At 56.1% G+C, this 17593-nt stretch carries 22 protein-coding genes; 15 read left to right on the forward strand and 7 right to left on the reverse strand.

What is annotated here, in order from left to right; translation table 11 throughout:
* Positions 1-11 precede the first annotated feature (11 nt).
* A complete protein-coding gene (locus GOV87_RS11290) occupies positions 12-632 on the forward strand; it encodes an arylesterase (protein WP_171211863.1) in 621 nt (206 codons plus the stop codon).
* On the opposite strand, the gene GOV87_RS11295 is transcribed toward GOV87_RS11290, so the two are convergent.
* Together GOV87_RS11295 and GOV87_RS11300 are read right to left on the reverse strand one after the other, a co-directional pair.
* Positions 633-1193: a L,D-transpeptidase gene (locus GOV87_RS11295; protein ID WP_171122443.1), complete on the reverse strand. Its 561-nt coding sequence runs from the start codon at positions 1191-1193 to the stop codon at positions 633-635.
* 192 nt (positions 1194-1385) lie between these two features.
* Complete coding sequence (locus GOV87_RS11300; RefSeq protein ID WP_170378838.1) at positions 1386-1592, reverse strand: cold-shock protein; 207 nt, start codon at positions 1590-1592, stop codon at positions 1386-1388.
* A gap of 372 nt (positions 1593-1964) precedes the next feature.
* Between GOV87_RS11300 and GOV87_RS11305 the strand changes: the two genes are divergently transcribed.
* Positions 1965-2603 carry a hypothetical protein gene (locus tag GOV87_RS11305; RefSeq protein WP_171211814.1) on the forward strand — a complete coding sequence of 213 codons (639 nt, stop codon included), beginning with the start codon at positions 1965-1967 and terminating at the stop codon, positions 2601-2603.
* Between the two features lie 61 nt (positions 2604-2664).
* On the opposite strand, the gene ettA is transcribed toward GOV87_RS11305, so the two are convergent.
* Positions 2665-4332 (reverse strand): energy-dependent translational throttle protein EttA, encoded by a 1668-nt coding sequence (ettA, locus tag GOV87_RS11310; RefSeq protein ID WP_171211815.1) that lies wholly within the window; start codon positions 4330-4332, stop codon positions 2665-2667.
* Between the two features lie 138 nt (positions 4333-4470).
* Between ettA and GOV87_RS11315 the strand changes: the two genes are divergently transcribed.
* From GOV87_RS11315 to dacB, 3 genes are all read left to right on the forward strand, one after another.
* Complete coding sequence (locus GOV87_RS11315) at positions 4471-4941, forward strand: MOSC domain-containing protein (protein ID WP_171211816.1); 471 nt, start codon at positions 4471-4473, stop codon at positions 4939-4941.
* Between the two features lie 32 nt (positions 4942-4973).
* The gene (locus GOV87_RS11320) at positions 4974-5594 is read left to right on the forward strand and encodes a nicotinate-nucleotide adenylyltransferase (RefSeq protein ID WP_171211817.1); all 621 of its coding nucleotides are present in this window, start codon (positions 4974-4976) and stop codon (positions 5592-5594) included.
* A gap of 67 nt (positions 5595-5661) precedes the next feature.
* Positions 5662-7140: a D-alanyl-D-alanine carboxypeptidase/D-alanyl-D-alanine-endopeptidase gene (gene dacB / locus GOV87_RS11325; RefSeq protein ID WP_171211818.1), complete on the forward strand. Its 1479-nt coding sequence runs from the start codon at positions 5662-5664 to the stop codon at positions 7138-7140.
* Between the two features lie 2 nt (positions 7141-7142).
* Here dacB and GOV87_RS11330 read toward each other — a convergent pair whose 3' ends face one another.
* Both GOV87_RS11330 and GOV87_RS11335 read right to left on the reverse strand, forming a co-directional pair.
* Positions 7143-7565: a tellurite resistance TerB family protein gene (locus tag GOV87_RS11330; protein WP_170427104.1), complete on the reverse strand. Its 423-nt coding sequence runs from the start codon at positions 7563-7565 to the stop codon at positions 7143-7145.
* An 81-nt stretch (positions 7566-7646) separates the two neighbouring features.
* A complete protein-coding gene (locus GOV87_RS11335) occupies positions 7647-8114 on the reverse strand; it encodes an Lrp/AsnC family transcriptional regulator (protein WP_171211819.1) in 468 nt (155 codons plus the stop codon).
* Between the two features lie 108 nt (positions 8115-8222).
* Between GOV87_RS11335 and GOV87_RS11340 the strand changes: the two genes are divergently transcribed.
* From GOV87_RS11340 to GOV87_RS11360, 5 genes are all read left to right on the forward strand, one after another.
* On the forward strand, positions 8223-9023 hold the full coding sequence (locus GOV87_RS11340; protein WP_171124563.1) for a phenylalanine 4-monooxygenase: 801 nt from the start codon (positions 8223-8225) through the stop codon (positions 9021-9023).
* Positions 9024-9101: 78 nt separating this feature from the next.
* Entirely contained in the window at positions 9102-9383 is a 282-nt protein-coding gene (locus GOV87_RS11345) for a 4a-hydroxytetrahydrobiopterin dehydratase (RefSeq protein ID WP_254447355.1), read from the forward strand.
* A 134-nt stretch (positions 9384-9517) separates the two neighbouring features.
* Complete coding sequence (locus GOV87_RS11350; RefSeq protein ID WP_171211820.1) at positions 9518-11092, forward strand: lysine--tRNA ligase; 1575 nt, start codon at positions 9518-9520, stop codon at positions 11090-11092.
* 48 nt (positions 11093-11140) lie between these two features.
* Positions 11141-11542 (forward strand): DUF4864 domain-containing protein, encoded by a 402-nt coding sequence (locus GOV87_RS11355; RefSeq protein ID WP_171122423.1) that lies wholly within the window; start codon positions 11141-11143, stop codon positions 11540-11542.
* 139 nt (positions 11543-11681) lie between these two features.
* Positions 11682-13970 carry a glycosyl hydrolase family 28-related protein gene (locus GOV87_RS11360; protein WP_171211821.1) on the forward strand — a complete coding sequence of 763 codons (2289 nt, stop codon included), beginning with the start codon at positions 11682-11684 and terminating at the stop codon, positions 13968-13970.
* 31 nt (positions 13971-14001) lie between these two features.
* Here GOV87_RS11360 and GOV87_RS11365 read toward each other — a convergent pair whose 3' ends face one another.
* Entirely contained in the window at positions 14002-14664 is a 663-nt protein-coding gene (locus GOV87_RS11365) for a hypothetical protein (RefSeq protein WP_171211822.1), read from the reverse strand.
* Positions 14665-14805: 141 nt separating this feature from the next.
* Here GOV87_RS11365 and GOV87_RS11370 point away from each other — a divergent pair, with 141 nt between their 5' ends.
* Both GOV87_RS11370 and GOV87_RS11375 read left to right on the forward strand, forming a co-directional pair.
* Positions 14806-15132 (forward strand): antibiotic biosynthesis monooxygenase, encoded by a 327-nt coding sequence (locus GOV87_RS11370; RefSeq protein ID WP_171122419.1) that lies wholly within the window; start codon positions 14806-14808, stop codon positions 15130-15132.
* Between the two features lie 66 nt (positions 15133-15198).
* Positions 15199-15606, forward strand: a complete 408-nt coding sequence (locus tag GOV87_RS11375) for a universal stress protein (protein WP_171122417.1) — start codon at positions 15199-15201, stop codon at positions 15604-15606.
* Here GOV87_RS11375 and GOV87_RS11380 read toward each other — a convergent pair.
* Complete coding sequence (locus GOV87_RS11380; RefSeq protein ID WP_171211823.1) at positions 15591-16094, reverse strand: HugZ family protein; 504 nt, start codon at positions 16092-16094, stop codon at positions 15591-15593. The genes GOV87_RS11375 and GOV87_RS11380 overlap by 16 nt on opposite strands.
* Before the next feature lie 278 nt (positions 16095-16372).
* Between GOV87_RS11380 and GOV87_RS11385 the strand changes: the two genes are divergently transcribed.
* The 3 genes from GOV87_RS11385 to GOV87_RS11395 all read left to right on the forward strand — a co-directional run bounded on the left by GOV87_RS11385 (position 16373) and on the right by GOV87_RS11395 (position 17533).
* Positions 16373-16669, forward strand: a complete 297-nt coding sequence (locus tag GOV87_RS11385; protein ID WP_371813497.1) for an excalibur calcium-binding domain-containing protein — start codon at positions 16373-16375, stop codon at positions 16667-16669.
* 9 nt (positions 16670-16678) lie between these two features.
* Positions 16679-17032 carry an MmcQ/YjbR family DNA-binding protein gene (locus GOV87_RS11390; RefSeq protein WP_171211825.1) on the forward strand — a complete coding sequence of 118 codons (354 nt, stop codon included), beginning with the start codon at positions 16679-16681 and terminating at the stop codon, positions 17030-17032.
* A gap of 210 nt (positions 17033-17242) precedes the next feature.
* Positions 17243-17533 carry an antibiotic biosynthesis monooxygenase gene (locus GOV87_RS11395; RefSeq protein ID WP_170772381.1) on the forward strand — a complete coding sequence of 97 codons (291 nt, stop codon included), beginning with the start codon at positions 17243-17245 and terminating at the stop codon, positions 17531-17533.
* The last annotated feature ends 60 nt before the right edge of the window (positions 17534-17593 follow it).

Consider the following 17593-nt stretch of genomic DNA (forward strand, 5'->3'; position numbering starts at 1 on the left):
GCAAGGCTTTGATGTCGGGCGCGTTTGCGTGCTGCGGCTTTGCGGTCACAGCCGAAACCGTTGTGATCGCGGCTTTGGGCGACTCGTTGACCCAAGGCTATGGGTTACCCGAACAGGAGGGATTTGTTCCGCAGCTTTCAAGCTGGCTTCGGGACAAAGGGGCCGACGTGCGGCTGATTAACGCCGGAGTGTCCGGCGATACCACTGCGGGTGGGGCGTCGCGTGTCGGTTGGACCCTGACGCCCGAGGTGGACGGAATGATCGTCGCATTGGGTGGGAATGACCTGTTGCGGGGGATCGCCCCGGCCGTGTCACGCTCTAACCTCGAAGCGATCTTGCAGGCCACGGATGCCGCAATGGTCGAGGTCCTGCTGGTCGGCATGCAAGCGCCGGGAAATTACGGCGCGGCATATAAGTCAGAATTTGACGCAATTTACCCCGATCTGGCCGCACAGTTTCAGACCGGATACGCTCCAGATTTTTTTGCGGGATTGGTGGCAGAGGGCGATCCGAATGCCGTCCGCGCGTACCTCCAGCCCGACGGCATCCACCCGAACGCCAAGGGTGTTTCTCTGATTGTCGAGGCGATCGGCCCAAGTGTTCTGGACCTGGTGAACCAGATCAACGACTGATCAGACCACCGTCACAACGGTTCCGACCGGAACACGCTCGTACAGGTCGATGACGTGCGCGTTCAGCATTCTGATGCACCCGTTCGAGGCCGCTGTTCCGATCGTCTGCGGCTGTGTCGTTCCGTGAATTCGGAAATAGGTGTCGACTCCGTTCTGGAACAGATAAAGAGCGCGGGCACCCAATGGATTGTCGCCCCCACCCGGTTGGACATAGTCGTTGTCCTTGAAGCGGGCATATGTCCTTGGTTCCCGTTCAATCATCTCTTCGGTCGGCCGCCAGGTGGGCCATTCTTTCTTGACGTCGATCGTAGCGGTTCCGGTGAATTCCAGCCCGGCCTTGCCGACACCGCAGCCATAGCGAATGGCCTTGCGCGGTTCGGTGACGTAGTAGAGGTAGAATGAGCGCGGAACCACCAACAACTGGCCCGGCAGAAATTCTTTCTTGATCCGCACATATTGCGGCGTGGGATCGTATTCGACGGCTTTTTTCTTTGCCGTGGCCATTCCGGGGATCAAGCAGGTGGCTGCGGCTGTGGTAACGAATGTGCGACGTGTGAACATGGTGGTTCTCTTCAAATTAACACGGAAATCATAACGATAATGTTGAATGATATCCGATCCGGTCAATCACCGGGACAGAGTAACCGAAAAGTGATGTATTCCTGCGGACACAGTATCGCCGTGGTGCCGCCGGTCGAAAAAACAAGTCGAAAAAGAAAAAGGGCAGGGGATTATCCCTGCCCTTGGAACGGCTTACGCCAGTTCGATATTGTCAGCGCTTTCGCGGCCGTCACGACCCGAGCGCAGTTCGTACGTGACTTTTTGGTTGTCGGCCAGACCGGTGAGGCCCGAGCGTTCGACGGCCGAGATGTGCACAAAGATGTCTTTGCCGCCATCTTCGGGTGCGATAAAGCCGTAGCCTTTGGTGGTGTTGAACCATTTAACGGTGCCTGCAGGCATATCCGTGTCTCCTGTTTAGTGCTGCCCACGTGGATGCGGCAGCCTGGCGTCGTCGGTCTGGATCGAGTGACTGAGCGCCGTAGAAGGAGACAGTAGGTCGAAATAGAAAAACGTAAGCCCTTTGGATATGGCATTGGGGTGGGCGTGTGGCAAGGGTGTATGATTTCTGAGTACGTCGAAAAACTCGTCGAGTTTGGTTTGTTCAGAAAAAGCTTAATGATGGTCGGAGCTCTGGTATTAACATTCCACAGTATTTTTCCTGACAAAATTAGCGGCCTCACTGTTTGCTAGGTGGAAATCAAAACGTGATTGGAGAGCAGGTTGTTTAGGTATTTGTCGACAATTCTATTTGTTACGTCAGCTTGCACGCATGTGAACTACGATGACATCGCGGCAGGTGAAATTAAAGGTTCCCTAACTCTTCTGTGGGTCGATGAAACCCAAAGAGGATCAGGCGACGGTACCTTCGTTTTCGTGCCGAACAAAGACCCTTTGCGTATGGAACGCCATGATCCCCGTGCTACGGTTCCCGAGATTCGGCCGCAAATCATGTACACCGATGGCGGATCAATTCCCAAAGCCGCCCAAGCGCTGAAAGGGTTTTCGCCGTGGGGTTACGCGCCGGCTTATATGCTCCATGATTGGCTTTTTGTCGCTCGTAAATGCTTGAATGACAATGACGCGACCGCAGAAGAGCAAAAGATGGAGAGCGTGACATTCAAAGAAAGTGTGCGGATTGCGGTTGAAGCAATAAAAGGCCTGGAGGACAAAGGAACGGTCACCGCCAATCCTATAGCACCAAGAGTCATCGCTGCGGCGATTTCCAGTGGCATTTCCTACCGCCTCTGGAATGAAAAAGGCGCCTGTAAGAAAAATCGTATAAAGCCAAAACATCTTGGCCAAATTGACAAGGCTTTACCCGGATTAATCGACCGTAAGTTACTGCCCGCAGATCGCTTTGATAAATCCACTCAACCCGCGAAAATCATAACTACATTCTCATTTGACTAAAAAAGGGTCGACCAAGATTGGTCGACCCTTTTTTGTGGTTGGGTTTTAATGGAGTGCCCGATTATCTAGCAAACTTCTTATGCTTCAACCGCTTGGGCTCCAGCGCGTCCGGTCCCAGGCGGCGCTTTTTGTCCTCTTCGTAATCCTCGAAGTTGCCCTCGAACCACTCAACATGCGCGTCGCCTTCAAACGCCAGAATATGCGTGCAAATCCGGTCGAGGAAAAAGCGGTCGTGGCTGATGACCACGGCGCAACCGGCAAAATCGACCAGGGCGTCTTCCAGCGCGCGCAGGGTTTCGACGTCGAGGTCGTTGGTGGGTTCGTCGAGCAACAGGACGTTGCCGCCCTCTTTCAGCAGACGGGCCATGTGGACGCGGTTGCGCTCACCGCCGGATAGCAATGAGACCTTCTTCTGCTGGTCGCCACCCTTGAAGTTGAAGGACGAGCAATAGGCGCGGGAATTGACCTGCGCGTCGCCCAGTTGGATGATCTCGGCTCCGCCGGTGATCGCCTCCCACACGGTGTCGTTGTCGGCAAGGTCGTCGCGGGATTGGTCGACATAGGACAGCTCGACCGTGTCGCCCAGCGTGATAGTGCCGCTGTCGGGCTGTTCCTGACCGGTCAGCATCTTGAAAAGGGTCGATTTACCGGCACCGTTGGGGCCGATGACGCCGACAATGCCGCCGGGAGGCAGGGCGAAGTCCAGCCCTTCGATCAGTTGCTTGTCGCCCATGTGTTTCGACAGACCTTCGACCTCAATCACCTTGCCGCCAAGGCGCTGGCCGTTGGGGATGACGATCTGGGCACGGGTCAGCTTTTCGCGTTCGGACTGCTCGGCGAGCTCGTTATAGGCGTTGATCCGGGCCTTGGATTTGGCTTGGCGGGCCTTCTGACCCTGGCGCATCCACTCCAGTTCGCGTTGCAGGGTCTTCTGCTTGGACTTGTCCTCGCGGGCTTCCTGCTCCAGCCGTTTGGCTTTTTGTTCCAGCCAAGCGGAGTAGTTGCCCTCGTAGGGAATGCCGCGGCCACGGTCGAGCTCCAGAATCCAGCCGGTGATGTCATCCAGAAAATAGCGGTCGTGGGTGACGATCAGGATGGTGCCTTTGTAGTCGATCAGGTGCTGTTGCAGCCAGGCGATGGTCTCGGCGTCCAGGTGGTTGGTCGGTTCGTCCAGCAGCAGCATGTCGGGTGCTTCCAGCAGCAGTTTGCAGAGCGCCACGCGGCGCTTCTCACCGCCCGAGAGGTTGGTAATATTGGCATCGTCCGGCGGGCAGCGCAGCGCCTCCATCGAGACGTCGATCTGGCTGTCGAGGTCCCAGAGGTTTTCCGCGTCGATCGCGTCCTGCAGGGTGGTCATTTCCTCCATCAGCTCGTCCGAGTAATTCTCGGCGATCTCCATGGCGATTTCGTTAAACCGGTCAACCTTGGCCTTTTTCGCGGCTACACCCAGCATGACGTTTTCACGCACGGACAGCGATTCATCGAGCTGTGGCTCCTGCGGCAGGTAACCGACCTTTGCACCCTCGGCGGCCCAAGCCTCGCCAGTAAAGTCCGTATCGAGGCCGGCCATGATTTTCATCAGCGTCGATTTACCCGCGCCGTTGACGCCGACGACACCGATTTTTACGCCGGGCAGAAAGCTGAGGTGGATGTTTTCAAAGCACTTCTTGCCACCGGGATAGGTCTTGGAGACACCCTGCATGTGGTAGACATATTGATAGGCGGCCATGTCGCGTCCTCTGGGTCGGGGAAATCAGGTTAAACCGCTAGATATCCAAGCAAGGCGGGCGGGGCAAGCTGGTGACTTTGTGAATTTCATTTGGAAATATCGCGGGGTAAACGAACAGGAGCGACCGAGGGCTGTGTATTGAGCGAATTGGCGGAATTAATTGCGGGTTGGGCAATTCCCGGCCGGATCGAATGGATCGGATTGCGCCCGGATCGCCGTTCAGAAATGATTCAGAAAAATGAAGTCTTTATTTCTGACGAAGGGCTTTCAGGTGATCGCAGTCGCGCGGGCAAGCGGGCGGTCACGCTAATTCAGCAGGAACATCTGGCCGCGATTGGCTCGTATTTGGGGCGCGGGCCGGTTACGCCGAAAATCCTGCGGCGCAATCTGGTGGTTTCGGGGATCAATCTGGTCGCGCTCAAGGGGCGTGAGGTGCAGGTGGGCGAGGCCATCTTGCGCTTTACCGTGATCTGTGCGCCGTGCAGCCGGATGGAAGAGGCGCTGGGCAAGGGCGGATACTCTGCCGTGCGTGGACACGGCGGTTGGTGTGCAGAAGCGGTCCGGCCCGGGCGGGTCAAGCTGGGGGATGCAGTGAAACCTGTTGATTGACAAGCTGCCACAGTTCTGAACAACAGCAAGGGATGTTTCGACACGATATTCCATTTGCGCGGCCGGGGCAGGTCGTTGGGCTGTTTGGCGGGTCATTTGATCCACCACATCAGGGACACGTGCATGTGACGCTTGAAGCGATGAAAGCCTTTGGTTTGGATCAGGTCTGGTGGCTGGTGACGCCGGGAAACCCGTTGAAAGATCAAGGGCCCGCACCGTTGGAGCGCCGGCTTGCGGCTGCGGGTGAAGTTATGCAGCACCCTCGCGTTGCGGTTACGGGTATCGAGACCCTTACTGGTACGCGGGCGACATCAGATACCCTGATGGAATTGCAGAAGCTTTATCCTGGGGTCCGGTTCGTATGGTTGATGGGGGCTGATAATCTGGCTCAGTTCCATCGGTGGAAAGATTGGCGGTTGATCATGGACAGTGTGCCCGTTGGCGTTGTCGCGCGCCCGGGTGACCGGATATCTGCCCGAATGTCGCCTGCGGCGCGGATTTATTCCAAGCATCGGATCGACGGGCAGGCGCGGCATTTGCTTGGGCGGGCTGAGGCCCCGGCGTGGTGTTTCGTGAACGTGCCGATGGTCCATGTCAGTTCAACCGATCTGCGGTCTCGGGGCGCTTGGGCGAATGAGGTGTTGCCCGAATAGCCCCAGAGGGCGCATAATGATCTGTGACCGGTTGTGCGCCTGTGATCTCTGGGATTTTAATTGACCCATGGCTGATCGTTTTTCACGTCGTAAGTTTTTAGGAGGGCTTGGCGCCGCCTTTGTCCCCGTTGCGGCCTTCGGTTATCCGCCCGAAGTATCGCTGAGACCGCAGCTTCGCGGAGCGCAGCCCAACGGGGCGGAGCGCCTGATCAAAGCAGCCGGTCTGAAAGGTGAAGTTGCCTTTGCCGTTGCCGATGTGGAAACCGGGGCCAAGCTGGAAGCGGTTGGCGGTAATCTGGGTTTGCCCCCGGCCAGCGTGGGCAAAGCTTTGACGGCCCTTTATGCATTGGATGTTTTGGGTCCTGACTATCGGTTCGAAACAAAACTGGTTGCGGACGGGCCGGTTGAAAATGGTGTCCTGAAAGGCGATTTGGTTCTTGTTGGCGGTGGTGATCCGCTGTTGGACACTGATGCGCTGGCGACGATGGCGGCTAATCTGCGTGAGGCGGGTGTCATCGAAGTGCGCGGCGCGTTCAAGGTGTATGACGGAGCCTTGCCCTACGTGTTCAGCATTGACCCCGGTCAGCCGGATCACTTGGGTTATAGCCCGGCCATCAGTGGAATATCTCTTAACTTCAACCGGGTACATTTTGAATGGAAGCGCGAGGGGACGGACTACGACATTGCGATGGACGCACGAAGCGCGCGGTATAATCCAGCGGTCGATATGGCGACTATGCGGGTCGAGGGGCGCAAGACTCCGATCTATACCTATGAGCCAAGCGCGCGGCAGGATCGTTGGACTGTCGCCAAGGCCGCATTGGGCAATGGGGGCGCGCGTTGGTTACCTGTTCGCAAGCCCGCCCTTTACGCGGGTGATGTCTTCCGAACACTGGCCCGGTCTAATGGGATCGTACTGGACCGCGTTCAGGTCACGCGCGAGATGCCTCAGGGTACGGACCTGGTTGTTCATCTAAGTGATCCGCTTGACAGTATTCTTCGTGGGATGCTGAAGTATTCGACCAACTTGACCGCTGAATTGGTTGGAATGACAGCGTCGAAAGCACGGGGCGCAGACCTTCAGACCTTACCGGACTCAGCAGCAGAGATGAACCGCTGGGCTGCCGAGACATATGGTGTAAACGGGATCGCCATGGTCGATCACTCGGGCCTTGGTGATGCGTCCCGTGTCGCTCCGGAAGATTTGGTCAAGGCGCTGATCGAAGCCCAAAAAACCGGTGCCCTTCGGCCCTTGTTAAAAAAGTTCACTTTGGCAGACAGCCAGGGGCGCCCAGTCAAGGACCACCCGATCAAGGTGGACGCCAAAACCGGGACGTTGAATTTTGTGTCCGGGTTGGGCGGATTCATTACGACGCCGGATGGGTCCGAACTGGCGTTCGCCATCTTCACGGCTGATGTTGATCATCGGGCCACGATCCCACGGGCCCAGCGCGAGCGTCCGCAGGGCGCGCGCAGTTGGAACAGTCGTTCTCGCAGATTACAGCGCGCCTTGATCGAGCGTTGGGGAACCCTGAACGGCAGTTGAAATCAGGTGGTGTGACGCGCCCGTGCGCCCCGTTCGATTGCGGCGGCGTGCAGCCTGTCGATGTTCAGTTCGTACCGGATTTCTTCCAACAGGCGTAGCTCGGTTTCCGCAAGAGATCCATCAGCCGCGGCAACATCGCAAGCCAGAGCATAGGCCGTTTCGTGCAGGCGTTCGGGCAAGTTGTCCCGGATCAGACCGAAAAGCGCATCCAGCCCGTCTTCTTGTTCGAACAGGTCAAATACGATTTGCGAAACACGCCGTGTCCGGTCGATGTCGTATTCGGCAAAGACCGGCAGCATGTTCACCGCGCCTTCGATTTTGACCAGTTCCGCAGTGCGTATGGTTTCGTCAGAGGCAGAGATCGCAACCATGATCGCGACAAGGCAATCTTGGGGGGACATAGGATGAGGTACTTGATCGGTCATGGTGTCGTCCTGATTAGGCTTTCTGCATCCGCACGATAGGAGGGCTGGCAGGCAGGTTCAACGGATTTTGCTTTGCCGCTGTTAGAGAATGGGCAAAGGCCCGCGTGTTTTTGTCTGGCGCAGCACAAAATTGCTGCGCGTGTCGCGAACCAAACCGGATTTTAAAAGGCGTTGCATGATGAAATGCTCAAGCTCTTCGGGGGTTTTGGCATAGACCTTGAGGATAAAGTCGTGATCCCCGGTAATTGAGGCGCACTCGACAATTTGCGGTTCGGTTTCGATCAGGCGCAGGAAGGCGTTGATGCTGTCTTCCTGATGTTCGCGCAGGGCTACATGGACATAGGCGATTGCGTTCAGCCCAACGGACTTGGCGCGTATCTGAGCCGTATAGCCTGCGATAATACCGACGGCCTCTAGATCTCGCACGCGCCGCCAGCATTGTGACGCGGATAATCCTGTTCGATCAGAAAGCTCCTGCATGGACAAGCGACCATCGGCCTGAAGCTCTTGCAGAATGGCGATATCGGCGGTTTGAAGATTTCGTGTCATATTTTTCATTTTTTCGACATGTATCTGCCAAAATATCGAAATTTTCGGATGAATCAAAACCAATTCCCTCTGTCGACGTAGCTAAAATTCTCTTGAGGAGGAAACGTGATGCCGAAGTCGACCAAATACGTCGCCAAAGTCGCCGATGCGCGCGGACATATTGCCTATACGCCAGAAGAGGACGCCGTTTGGGCCGATCTCTACGCAGCTCAAGAGGCAAATGTTCAACGTTATATGGCTCAGGATTACCTGGACGGGTTGGCTCGTCTGGATATGCCGAAAACGTCCGTACCTTCTTGCGCCGCAATCTCAGAGCGGCTTTTGGACCTTACCGGTTGGCGGGTGCAGCCGGTGCCTGCCCTGATCGGGTTCAAAACCTTTTTTGGTATGTTGGCCGACCGCGTTTTCCCAGCCGCATCCTTTATCCGCTCGCGCGTGGATTTTGATTACATCGAAGAGCCCGATATTTTTCATGAGATCTTTGGCCATACTCCCTTGCTGAGTGATCCGCGCTTCGCCGCCTTTAGCCATGCGATTGGCAAGGCCGGTGTTCAGGCCGGTGCAAAGGACTATTCGTGGCTGATCCGCCTTTACTGGTTCTCGATCGAATTTGGTTTGCGCCGTCAAAACGGCCAGATCAAGGCGCTTGGATCGGGTCTTGCCTCGTCGCCGACAGAGTTGGTCTATGCCGTGGAAAGCGACATACCTGACCGGGATCCGTTCGACGTTCTTACGATCCTGCGTACCCCTTATCGGATCGACATGCATCAAATGGGCTATTTCGTGCTAAACTCGCCCGAAAACCTGTTTGAGGCCGCCGACCGAGACCTGTTGGCTGATGTACGGCAAGCGCAGACCCTTGGGCTGCTGCCGAACAAATTTCCGGAAAAAGTAACTGCAGCGGAGTGAGTGAAAATGACCCTATCTTGAGAGACGTGCAGGCTATCAGGCCGGACCTGTGTGCCCTGTTCTGGAGGAATCCCACCTTTGACGGCTGATGAGGCCAATACGCATATGGCTGAGCTTGCCTCTGACTGGAAACTGGGCGCAGACGCAAAAACGCTGAGCCGCCACTATGCGTTCAAGGGGTTTGCCAAGGCAACGTATTTGGCCAATCTTTGTGCGTGGCTTGCGGATCAACAGGGCCACCATCCGGATATCGCGTTTGGCTGGGGGTATGTAGATGTCAAATTGACGACGCACGAAATTGGCGGGCTCAGCGAGAATGATTTCATTTGGGCGGCTAAACTGGATCAACTGACCGAGTGATCCCGCGTTTCCAGGCTTTCCCGTCAGGAAAAACCCCAGCCTTTATTGACTCATGCTGCACCGGCACAATAGGAGGGGCCGGTCGGTTGCGTGCGGTGACCGGTACTGTTTTTCCCGATGGAGCTTGTCGAATAATGTCTGAACTGCGTGAAACCGCGATGTCGTCCAAGGCCTGGCCTTTCGAAGAGGCGCGCCGGGTGCTCAAACGCTATCAGAAGGGCGCTCCGGAAAAGGGGTATGTACTGTTCCAGACAGGGTATGGACCGTCGGGCCTGCCGCATATCGGAACATTTGGCGAGGTTGCCCGGACTTCGATGGTGCGTCACGCGTTTGAGCAGATCAGCGATATTCCCACCAAGCTGATTTGTTTCTCGGACGATATGGATGGTTTCCGCAAAGTGCCGACCAACGTACCAATGCAGGAAGAGTTGAAAGAAGACCTGCACTTGCCGCTGACCAAAGTGCGCGATCCGTTTGGGACGCATGAAGGGTTCGCGCAACACAACAACGCGATGCTGTGTGACTTTCTGGATAGCTTCGGGTTCCAGTATGAATTCGCTTCGGCCACCGATTACTATACCAGCGGCAAGTTTGATGAGATGCTTCTGACGGCCTTGGACCGGTTCGAGAAGATTCAGGAAATCATGCTGCCGACCCTTGGGGTCGAGCGGCGCGAGACCTATTCCTGCTTCCTGCCGATCAGCCCGAAAACCGGCCACGTTCTGCAGGTTCCCACGCTAGAGCGTAACGTGGCCAAGGGGACGATCGTCTATCAGGAACCCGACGGTGAAAAGGTCGAAATCCCGGTCACTGGTGGCAACGTCAAGATGCAGTGGAAGCCGGATTGGGCGATGCGGTGGGCCGCGTTGGGCGTGGACTATGAGATGTCGGGCAAGGACCTGATCGACTCGGTCACGCAGTCGTCGAAAATCTGCCGGGCGCTGGGCAAACAGCCGCCCGAGTCGCTGAGCTATGAGTTGTTCAATGATGAGCAGGGGCAGAAGATCTCGAAATCGAAAGGCAACGGCTTGTCGATGGAGGAGTGGCTGACCTACGCCGCGCCCGAAAGCCTGTCGTATTTCATGTACCAAAAGCCCAAGACGGCCAAGCGTCTGTACTTTGATGTCATTCCCAAAGCGGTGGATGAGTATCACCAGCAGTTGCGGGCCTATCCGGGGCAAGAATTGAAGGCGCAGTTGAACAACCCCGTTTGGCATATCCACGGCGGCGACGTTCCTGAATCAACGCTGATGGTATCGTTTGCGATGTTGTTGAATCTTGCGTCTGTGTCCGGCGCCGAGGACAAAGAGGCGTTGTGGGGCTTTATCCGTCGCTACGCGCCAGAAGCCACGGCCGAAACGCATCCTGACCTTGATCAGGCGGCAGGTTTTGCGGTTCGCTATTTCAACGATTTCGTCAAGCCAACCCGCCAACATCGTGCACCTACAGATCAAGAGCGCGAGGCGTTGGAAGCGCTTAAAGCCGCGCTTGCAGACTATGACGGTCCGATCGAAGATGAGGCGTTGCAATCCGTGGTCTATGCCATCGGGCGGGATCGGTTCGACCCTCTGCGGGGATGGTTTACCGCCCTGTACGAAGTCCTCTTGGGGGCCTCTCAAGGGCCGCGTTTTGGTGGATTTATTGCGCTGTATGGCGTGCCGGAAACGATTGCCTTGATCGACAAGGCGCTGGCCGGAGAACTGGTCTGATTTGACCTAATACCGCATGGGGCTACTCTTGGATCAGGAGGTGGCCCCATGCGCCGTATTATTCTTGCCGTAGCCTTCAGTGTTGGGCTGGTCACGAGCGGTGCCGCTCAGGATGCCGAGATCGAGGCCAATATCGCAGCCCAGATTCAGGCGTTCAAAGCGGATGATTTCGTCACCGCCTTTACCTTTGCCAGCCCGAATATTCAGAACATATTTCGCACGCCCGAGAATTTCGGGGCGATGGTGCGAAATGGCTATCCGATGGTCTGGCGACCGTCCGAAGTAAGGTTTTTGGAGCTGCGCGAAGTGGCCGGAGCTTTGTGGCAGAAGGTGATGATCGTCGATGGGGATGGGCGTGCCCATATCCTTGATTATCAAATGATCCAGCTTGAAAGCGGGTGGAAGATCAACGGCGTCCAATTGCTTGGAAATTCCGACCCGTCCGCCTGATGCAACGCCTCCGTTACGGAGGCGTGATGGGCGATTAATTCCTTTCCGATACTCAGGATTTCGCGCTTGGGCATGGCTCTCGGGCACTGGGTTTATGCGCACGGTGACCTGCCGTAGCGCTAGTGGGAAAGGGATTTCTATGAACAAGGCAATCACCGACGGCATCGTATTCATGCCGCCTGCTTTCGCAAATGGCCTCAATGTTTGGTCCAGCGGCGACGGAACGCCCGGATCGCCGACATATGACGGTTCAGGCACGGGCGCGTTTGTCCCCGCCGATGCAGATTTTGGCGGCTGTCTTGAAATCCTGAAGGTAAGCCCGAGGCAAAAGCTGCGATATATGGGGCAAACACCGCTGCTGCCGGGCTGTTACTTGCAGATCAAGGCGCGGGTCAAAGCAATCAGTGGTCCTTTGCCCGAAGTCCGTATCGCAGCCTGGGCAGGTGGTGCTGGGGATGCCCATGTCGCCAGAGTGGTCGAACAAGGTTCGGCAACGCAGCTTTCGGGCTACGGCACGGTGCACGAGGTTACGGCCATTGTGGGCACTGGCCAGCGCGCCGGTGTGGACATGCCTTGGGGTATTCAGGCGATCTACGGGCATTTCGGGCTGGATATCGAAGGCGCGAACGGTTCGGTTACCCGAGTCGACGATATCGAGATCGAGGATGTCACGGGTGTATTCCTGCGCGACATGATCAGCCTAGTCGATGTGCGGGATTTTGGCGCCGTAGGTGATGGTGTTACTGACGACACTGACGCATTCGAGGCGGCAGATCAGGCTGCCAACGGGCGACGTGTTTTTGTCTCCGAAGGTACGTACTTTTTGGCGCAGAGCGTGACCCTGTCGTCAGAGGTGGAATTCGAGGGCACCGTCACCATGCCTGACGACAAGATGTTGCTTTTGACCAAGAACTACAATCTGCCCGCCTACATCTCGGCGTTTGGTGATGAAGAGCTTGCTTTCAAAAAGGCGTTTCAAGCCTTGTTGAACAATTCCGACCATGAGTCCCTTGATCTTGGCGGCAGAAAAGTCGCGATCACCGGGCCAATTGATATGGCGGCGGCAGTTCCAAACAAACAAGCCGGGTTTTCAACGCGCCGGGTGATCCGCAATGGCCAATTTGATGTCAGAAACAGCTCTGCCTGGGATACCGAGACTTTCACGTCAGTGGCGACCTACAATCCATCGGATCCGACACGCCTGAGAAATGTCGCCAATGTGGCCAATATCCCGGTGGGCGCGCTGGTTCAGGGCAGCGGTGTCGGGCGCGAAATCTACGTGCGATCCAAAAACGTCGGCGCGGGCGAGATCACGCTGAACGCTCCGATTTATGACGCCTCAGGCACGCAGACATTCACCTTTGTCGACTTTAAGTACCTTCTCGATTTCAGTGGCTTCAGCACATTGCGCAAGTTTGGAGTGGAAGAGATTGAATTCCAGTGCAACGGTCGTTGCAGTGCAATTCGCCTTGCGCCGTCTGGCAGCACATTCGCCATCACCAATTGCTTTATCAGCCGTCCAAAGGACCGTGGGATCACGTCTATCGGAACCGGGTGTCAGGGCATGCTGATCGACAATTGCCAATTCCTGTCATCCGAGGAATCCTTCAATGTTTCGGACCGCAAATCCATCGCGTTGAACGCGACAGCAAACGACATCAAGCTGCGCCACAATCGGGCGGTACGTTTTTTGCACTTTGCAGTTCTTGCGGGTACGAACAACCTTGTTCTGGGAAACCATTTCTTTCAGGGCGACAGTATTCCGCAGGGCGTCCGCACGGCTGGCCTCGTGATGATCGGCACTTATAACAGCTCGACAATTTCCGAGAATTACGTCGACAACTGCTTTGTCCAATGGACGAATGAAAGGGACGCCAATCCGGTCTACAGTGGTGGGTTCTCTTTCAGCGCCATGACCATCACGAACAATATCTTTTATTCCAGACACGTCGCCCCGTGGTTTAGTCCAATCGTTATTCGCCCCCATGGTTCGGGTCATTTTTTGAACGGTGTCGTGGTGACGGGCAACAAGTTCCGCTCGACCAACGGCAATATCAACCGGGCGGAGCAAGTGGACACGACCTTTGCCGATCTGAACCGAAATGCCCATCTTAACGTCAAGTTTCAGGACAACACGTTCCACGGCGTTTCGGCAAAAGTCGAAAACCCTTTGCGGCTTCGATACTCAAAAAGCTCGACCTCGCAGGTCTGGACGATTGGAACCCAAGGGCGTCTGCCTTTTGGTGGCCGGGCGCGCGGGTGCGATGCCGTTACAATTATTGGGCAACTGAAGAACACGTTCGGGTCGACGGTCTACACGACACCGTATGTCAACTTGGAGCAGGGCTCTGACGGGGACCAAATCCAACTGCGATGGGCGCAAGGTGTCCGAGGCCAAGTGTCGGCAATAGTGCGCATGGAGTACTGAACCGCAATTCCACATGTGGTTCGCGGTGCACTCAGAACTCTCCCCAGATCGCAACCTTGATGCCTGTGTTATCACGGGCATCATTGCGTTCAAATCCCAGCACCCACGTTGTGGAACTGTCAGGATTGCGGACCATGACCGACGGACGCACCCGCCAATATAGGTCGTCGCCGGAACGATATGCGGTTTCGACCTGCAGCAAGGGGTCAACCCAGCGTCGCGATTTAAGGCCTGCAGTCAGATCTAGTTTTCGGATCAGGGCATTGTGGGTTCGGTATTCCAACGTGGTATCGACCGCGACCCACCCATTGCCCCAGCCGGTCTGAAAGCCTTTGCCGTAGGACAAAGTTGCCTTGTACAATGCCCAAGCTCCTTTATGGCGGTGGTGCACGCCCACGCCAAATTCCGCCGCGAACCTTCCCTTTTCGCCCAAGGTGGCCAAGGGCAGGCGCGCAAATACGGTTGCGTGGCCGTAAAGGTCTCGGTTTTCCTCAAAGTCGAATCCAAGGGTGAGGTTATCTTTGTACCCCCACTCAGCGTACAGCGCGGACTTATAGTCATAACCATAGTCCCCATCTTTGAAAGTCGTGACAGATGCGGCGGTAAAGGCACTGTCCCTCTTGCGAAGCCACGGGCCGGGCAACGCGGGGGAAGCCGACAACATAAGCAGAAGAAGGTAAACAAACCGCCACATTCGCGCAGCATCCGTTAGCATAGTTAACGGATCGTTAGGATGTATTGATTTTCAATGATTGCAGCTTTGGGCAAAAGCCAAAGGAAACCCGCGATCTTTCCGAAACCTATGTTAAGTTCAATTGGAAAAGGGAGAATCCAGATGCCGAAGATTGCAAAGAACGCAAGCGTCCAGACTGTCATTACCACTTTTGAAATGACCCCGGGTACCTGTCACGATCTGCTGGAGGCTTTGACCGACGCCTATGCGGATTTCATCTCGAAACAACCTGGTTTTGTTGCTGCGGGTTTGCATGTGAATGACGCGCAGACCAGAATCGCCAATTACTCGCAATGGGCGCGTCGCGAGGATTTTCTGGCCATGCTGCGCACCCCGGAAATGCGGGAGCGCAACCGGAAGATCAACGAATTGTGCAGAAGCTTTGAGCCGGTTATGTATGATGTCGCCGAAACATTTGGCGGATCGTGACTTAAATCAAAGCAGCACGTTCTGTTGCGACGCATCTTTATCGTAAATTGAACGGAGGTGCGCACCATGTATCACAATATTCTTGTCCCGATTTCGTTTGATGCAGAACGGGATATATCCGGCCCCCTGAAACTGGCCGAGGTGCTGGCGACGCCGGATGCGCAGGTGACCCTGCTGCATGTGGTCGAGCATATTCCCAGTTATGCGATCTCATACATGCCGCCCGAATATTTGGCCGAGGCACGAAAGGCCCTGCAGTCGGAATTGGACGATCTGGCCGCGAAGCTGCCAAATGCCAATGGTGTATTGGTCGAAGGGCATTCAGGGCGGACCATTCTTGACTGGGCCGAAGAGCATAAGCCCGATCTGATAATCATGGCCTCCCACCGACCAGGAATGCAGGACTTGCTACTTGGTTCAACGGCGAACCACGTTGTACGCCACGCGGCCTGCGCGGTTCACGTGGTGCGGTGATCGGGCAATATGTCCGATGGGGCAAGGCGCCAAGCCTTGCCGAACCCGCCGTTCAGCAGACCGTCTGAAATGCGAAACCGCACAAAGCCGAAATCGGTAAAATCAACAGAGAGCTTCGACTTGGGCCGCAGCTTTAGGTAATGCGCGCGCAGGCGATCATGTTCATCCGTACCACGCGCAACAAATACCGCATTTGCGTGCAGCGTAAGCCGCGGATGGGTCAAAGGGTCTCCGGTTGGTCCCGGTGCACCCAGTAAAACTGCGCAAACGGGGTTGGCCTGCAACGCACGGGTATGATCTGCCAGTGTCGAGATCAGGGTAAACGGCGTTCCATTTTCGTCTGCGGCAATGGCGATACGCGACACTGACGGAGCCGGCATATCTGGCCGCAAAACCGCCAGAGCGCCATAGGTTGCACTGGCAATAAGATCGCGGGCCAACTGACTGGCCGTTTCGTCAACAGGGCGGAATGGATCGGTGTTCGACATGTCAATTCTTGCGCCTTTGGCAGGGTGCGTCAGGTTTTGCGACATCTATGGCCGCGGGAACTTGGTATGACGTGCCACAGAACGAATCCACCTAATTTGAAGTATCGGCGAGGGGGCCTCGGATTCGCCGTAAATTCGATGTATCATAAGCTATGCCGCCCCGTGACCCCCACCCGCGACAGTTGTTTACAGACCCGAATACACCGGCCCGTCGCATGCGCGCCGATACCGTGCGACGACGCGCGTTGTCGCCCGTGCGCATTGCGATCATGATTTTGATGCTGCCGGTGACGACTGCGGCTATCGCGGTAACCGTTTATACACGGACCTCTGAATTCGGCCGGGAGGAAGCCCTTTTTCACCTCATCGCTATGGCTGGTTGTCCAGCGGCTGAAGCCATCATACCCGGACCGTTCTTTGAAGGGTTGCCGGGCTATCACCGGCGCAATGACCCCGATGGCGACGGAATTGCATGTGACCCGCAATTGCAGGCGGCACCGCCCCAGGACGTGCAGACAGCACAACCGGAACCAGCTGGTCGCGCGGTTGGAAATGCAAAATTCCTTCGGCCCTAAGGTTCTGATATGACACGAGACGACTTCAACGCTTTTTGCGCGGGCCTCACGGCGACCACCCATGTTGTGCAATGGGGCAATGCGGATGTGTGGAAAGTGGGCGGCAAGGTGTTTGCGATCTGTGGCTGGAACGAGGGGCGCGAGGCCTTTACTTTCAAAGCCACCGATCTGGCCTTTGAGGTGCTAAGTGATCAACCCGGCATCCGTCCCGCGCCCTATTTGGCCTCGCGCGGGATGAAGTGGCTTCAGGTCTACGAGGCACGCGGGATGAGCGATGCCTCCCTGTGCGAGCATATCGTGACGTCTTATGAACTTGTGGTGACGAAACTGACTAAGAAGGCGCGGGCGGAGTTGGGGGTTTAAGCTGCGCGGCAGTCCTGCAACATGTCGGCTCTACGCGCTGGGCTGCAACCTTGGAGTGTTAGGCTGCATACTCGGGTACGGCGCGCGGTTGAAAACACTCTGAATCTACAAGTATCAATACGGGATTTGACGCCGCCATGCTACCTTGCGCGCGGCGGGATCGTTTTGGTCGCGCCCTACGGCAATTTCGCCAGACGAGGGAGGAAAGTCATGTTTGCACGTATTACTCAATTCAAAATGAAGCCAGGCACACGCGAGGCCGCGACGGCGAAAATGAACGCGTTGAAGTCAGAAATCATGGGCATGCCCGGCATGCATAGCTTTACGAATGTGATGAATGAAGACGGCTCGGGCTATGTGATCTCCGTGGTCGAGAGCGAGGCGACCTCGAACGCGAATGCCCCGAAAGTGGCAGAGCTGTGGGGCCATTTCGCCGAATTCATGGAAGGCCCGCCGACGCCGGTTGGGTATGATGTGATTGCCCATTGGGATAAGGGCTGAACACTGACCTGAGCGAGGAACACTCGCTCGGGTTCAGACCGTTCGAGGCTTACTCACTTA

The organism is Ruegeria sp. HKCCA5426, from assembly GCF_013034585.1.
In the GTDB taxonomy this organism is placed as follows: Bacteria; Pseudomonadota; Alphaproteobacteria; order Rhodobacterales; family Rhodobacteraceae; genus Ruegeria.

Bases quoted from the DNA above. Each gene is read 5' to 3' on its own strand.
- GOV87_RS11395 (WP_170772381.1), top strand. From the start codon at position 17,243: ATGTTTGCACGTATTACTCAATTCAAAATGAAGCCAGGCACACGCGAG.
- GOV87_RS11320 (WP_171211817.1), top strand. From the start codon at position 4,974: ATGTTTCGACACGATATTCCATTTGCGCGGCCGGGGCAGGTCGTTGGG.
- GOV87_RS11390 (WP_171211825.1), top strand. From the start codon at position 16,679: ATGACACGAGACGACTTCAACGCTTTTTGCGCGGGCCTCACGGCGACC.
- GOV87_RS11340 (WP_171124563.1), top strand. From the start codon at position 8,223: ATGCCGAAGTCGACCAAATACGTCGCCAAAGTCGCCGATGCGCGCGGA.
- GOV87_RS11380 (WP_171211823.1), bottom strand. From the start codon at position 16,094: ATGTCGAACACCGATCCATTCCGCCCTGTTGACGAAACGGCCAGTCAG.
- GOV87_RS11290 (WP_171211863.1), top strand. From the start codon at position 12: ATGTCGGGCGCGTTTGCGTGCTGCGGCTTTGCGGTCACAGCCGAAACC.
- GOV87_RS11365 (WP_171211822.1), bottom strand. From the start codon at position 14,664: ATGTGGCGGTTTGTTTACCTTCTTCTGCTTATGTTGTCGGCTTCCCCC.
- GOV87_RS11350 (WP_171211820.1), top strand. From the start codon at position 9,518: ATGTCTGAACTGCGTGAAACCGCGATGTCGTCCAAGGCCTGGCCTTTC.
- GOV87_RS11330 (WP_170427104.1), bottom strand. From the start codon at position 7,565: ATGACCGATCAAGTACCTCATCCTATGTCCCCCCAAGATTGCCTTGTC.
- GOV87_RS11295 (WP_171122443.1), bottom strand. From the start codon at position 1,193: ATGTTCACACGTCGCACATTCGTTACCACAGCCGCAGCCACCTGCTTG.
- dacB (WP_171211818.1), top strand. From the start codon at position 5,662: ATGGCTGATCGTTTTTCACGTCGTAAGTTTTTAGGAGGGCTTGGCGCC.
- ettA (WP_171211815.1), bottom strand. From the start codon at position 4,332: ATGGCCGCCTATCAATATGTCTACCACATGCAGGGTGTCTCCAAGACC.
- GOV87_RS11370 (WP_171122419.1), top strand. From the start codon at position 14,806: ATGCCGAAGATTGCAAAGAACGCAAGCGTCCAGACTGTCATTACCACT.
- GOV87_RS11385 (WP_371813497.1), top strand. From the start codon at position 16,373: ATGCTGCCGGTGACGACTGCGGCTATCGCGGTAACCGTTTATACACGG.
- GOV87_RS11300 (WP_170378838.1), bottom strand. From the start codon at position 1,592: ATGCCTGCAGGCACCGTTAAATGGTTCAACACCACCAAAGGCTACGGC.
- GOV87_RS11355 (WP_171122423.1), top strand. From the start codon at position 11,141: ATGCGCCGTATTATTCTTGCCGTAGCCTTCAGTGTTGGGCTGGTCACG.
- GOV87_RS11360 (WP_171211821.1), top strand. From the start codon at position 11,682: ATGAACAAGGCAATCACCGACGGCATCGTATTCATGCCGCCTGCTTTC.
- GOV87_RS11335 (WP_171211819.1), bottom strand. From the start codon at position 8,114: ATGACACGAAATCTTCAAACCGCCGATATCGCCATTCTGCAAGAGCTT.
- GOV87_RS11375 (WP_171122417.1), top strand. From the start codon at position 15,199: ATGTATCACAATATTCTTGTCCCGATTTCGTTTGATGCAGAACGGGAT.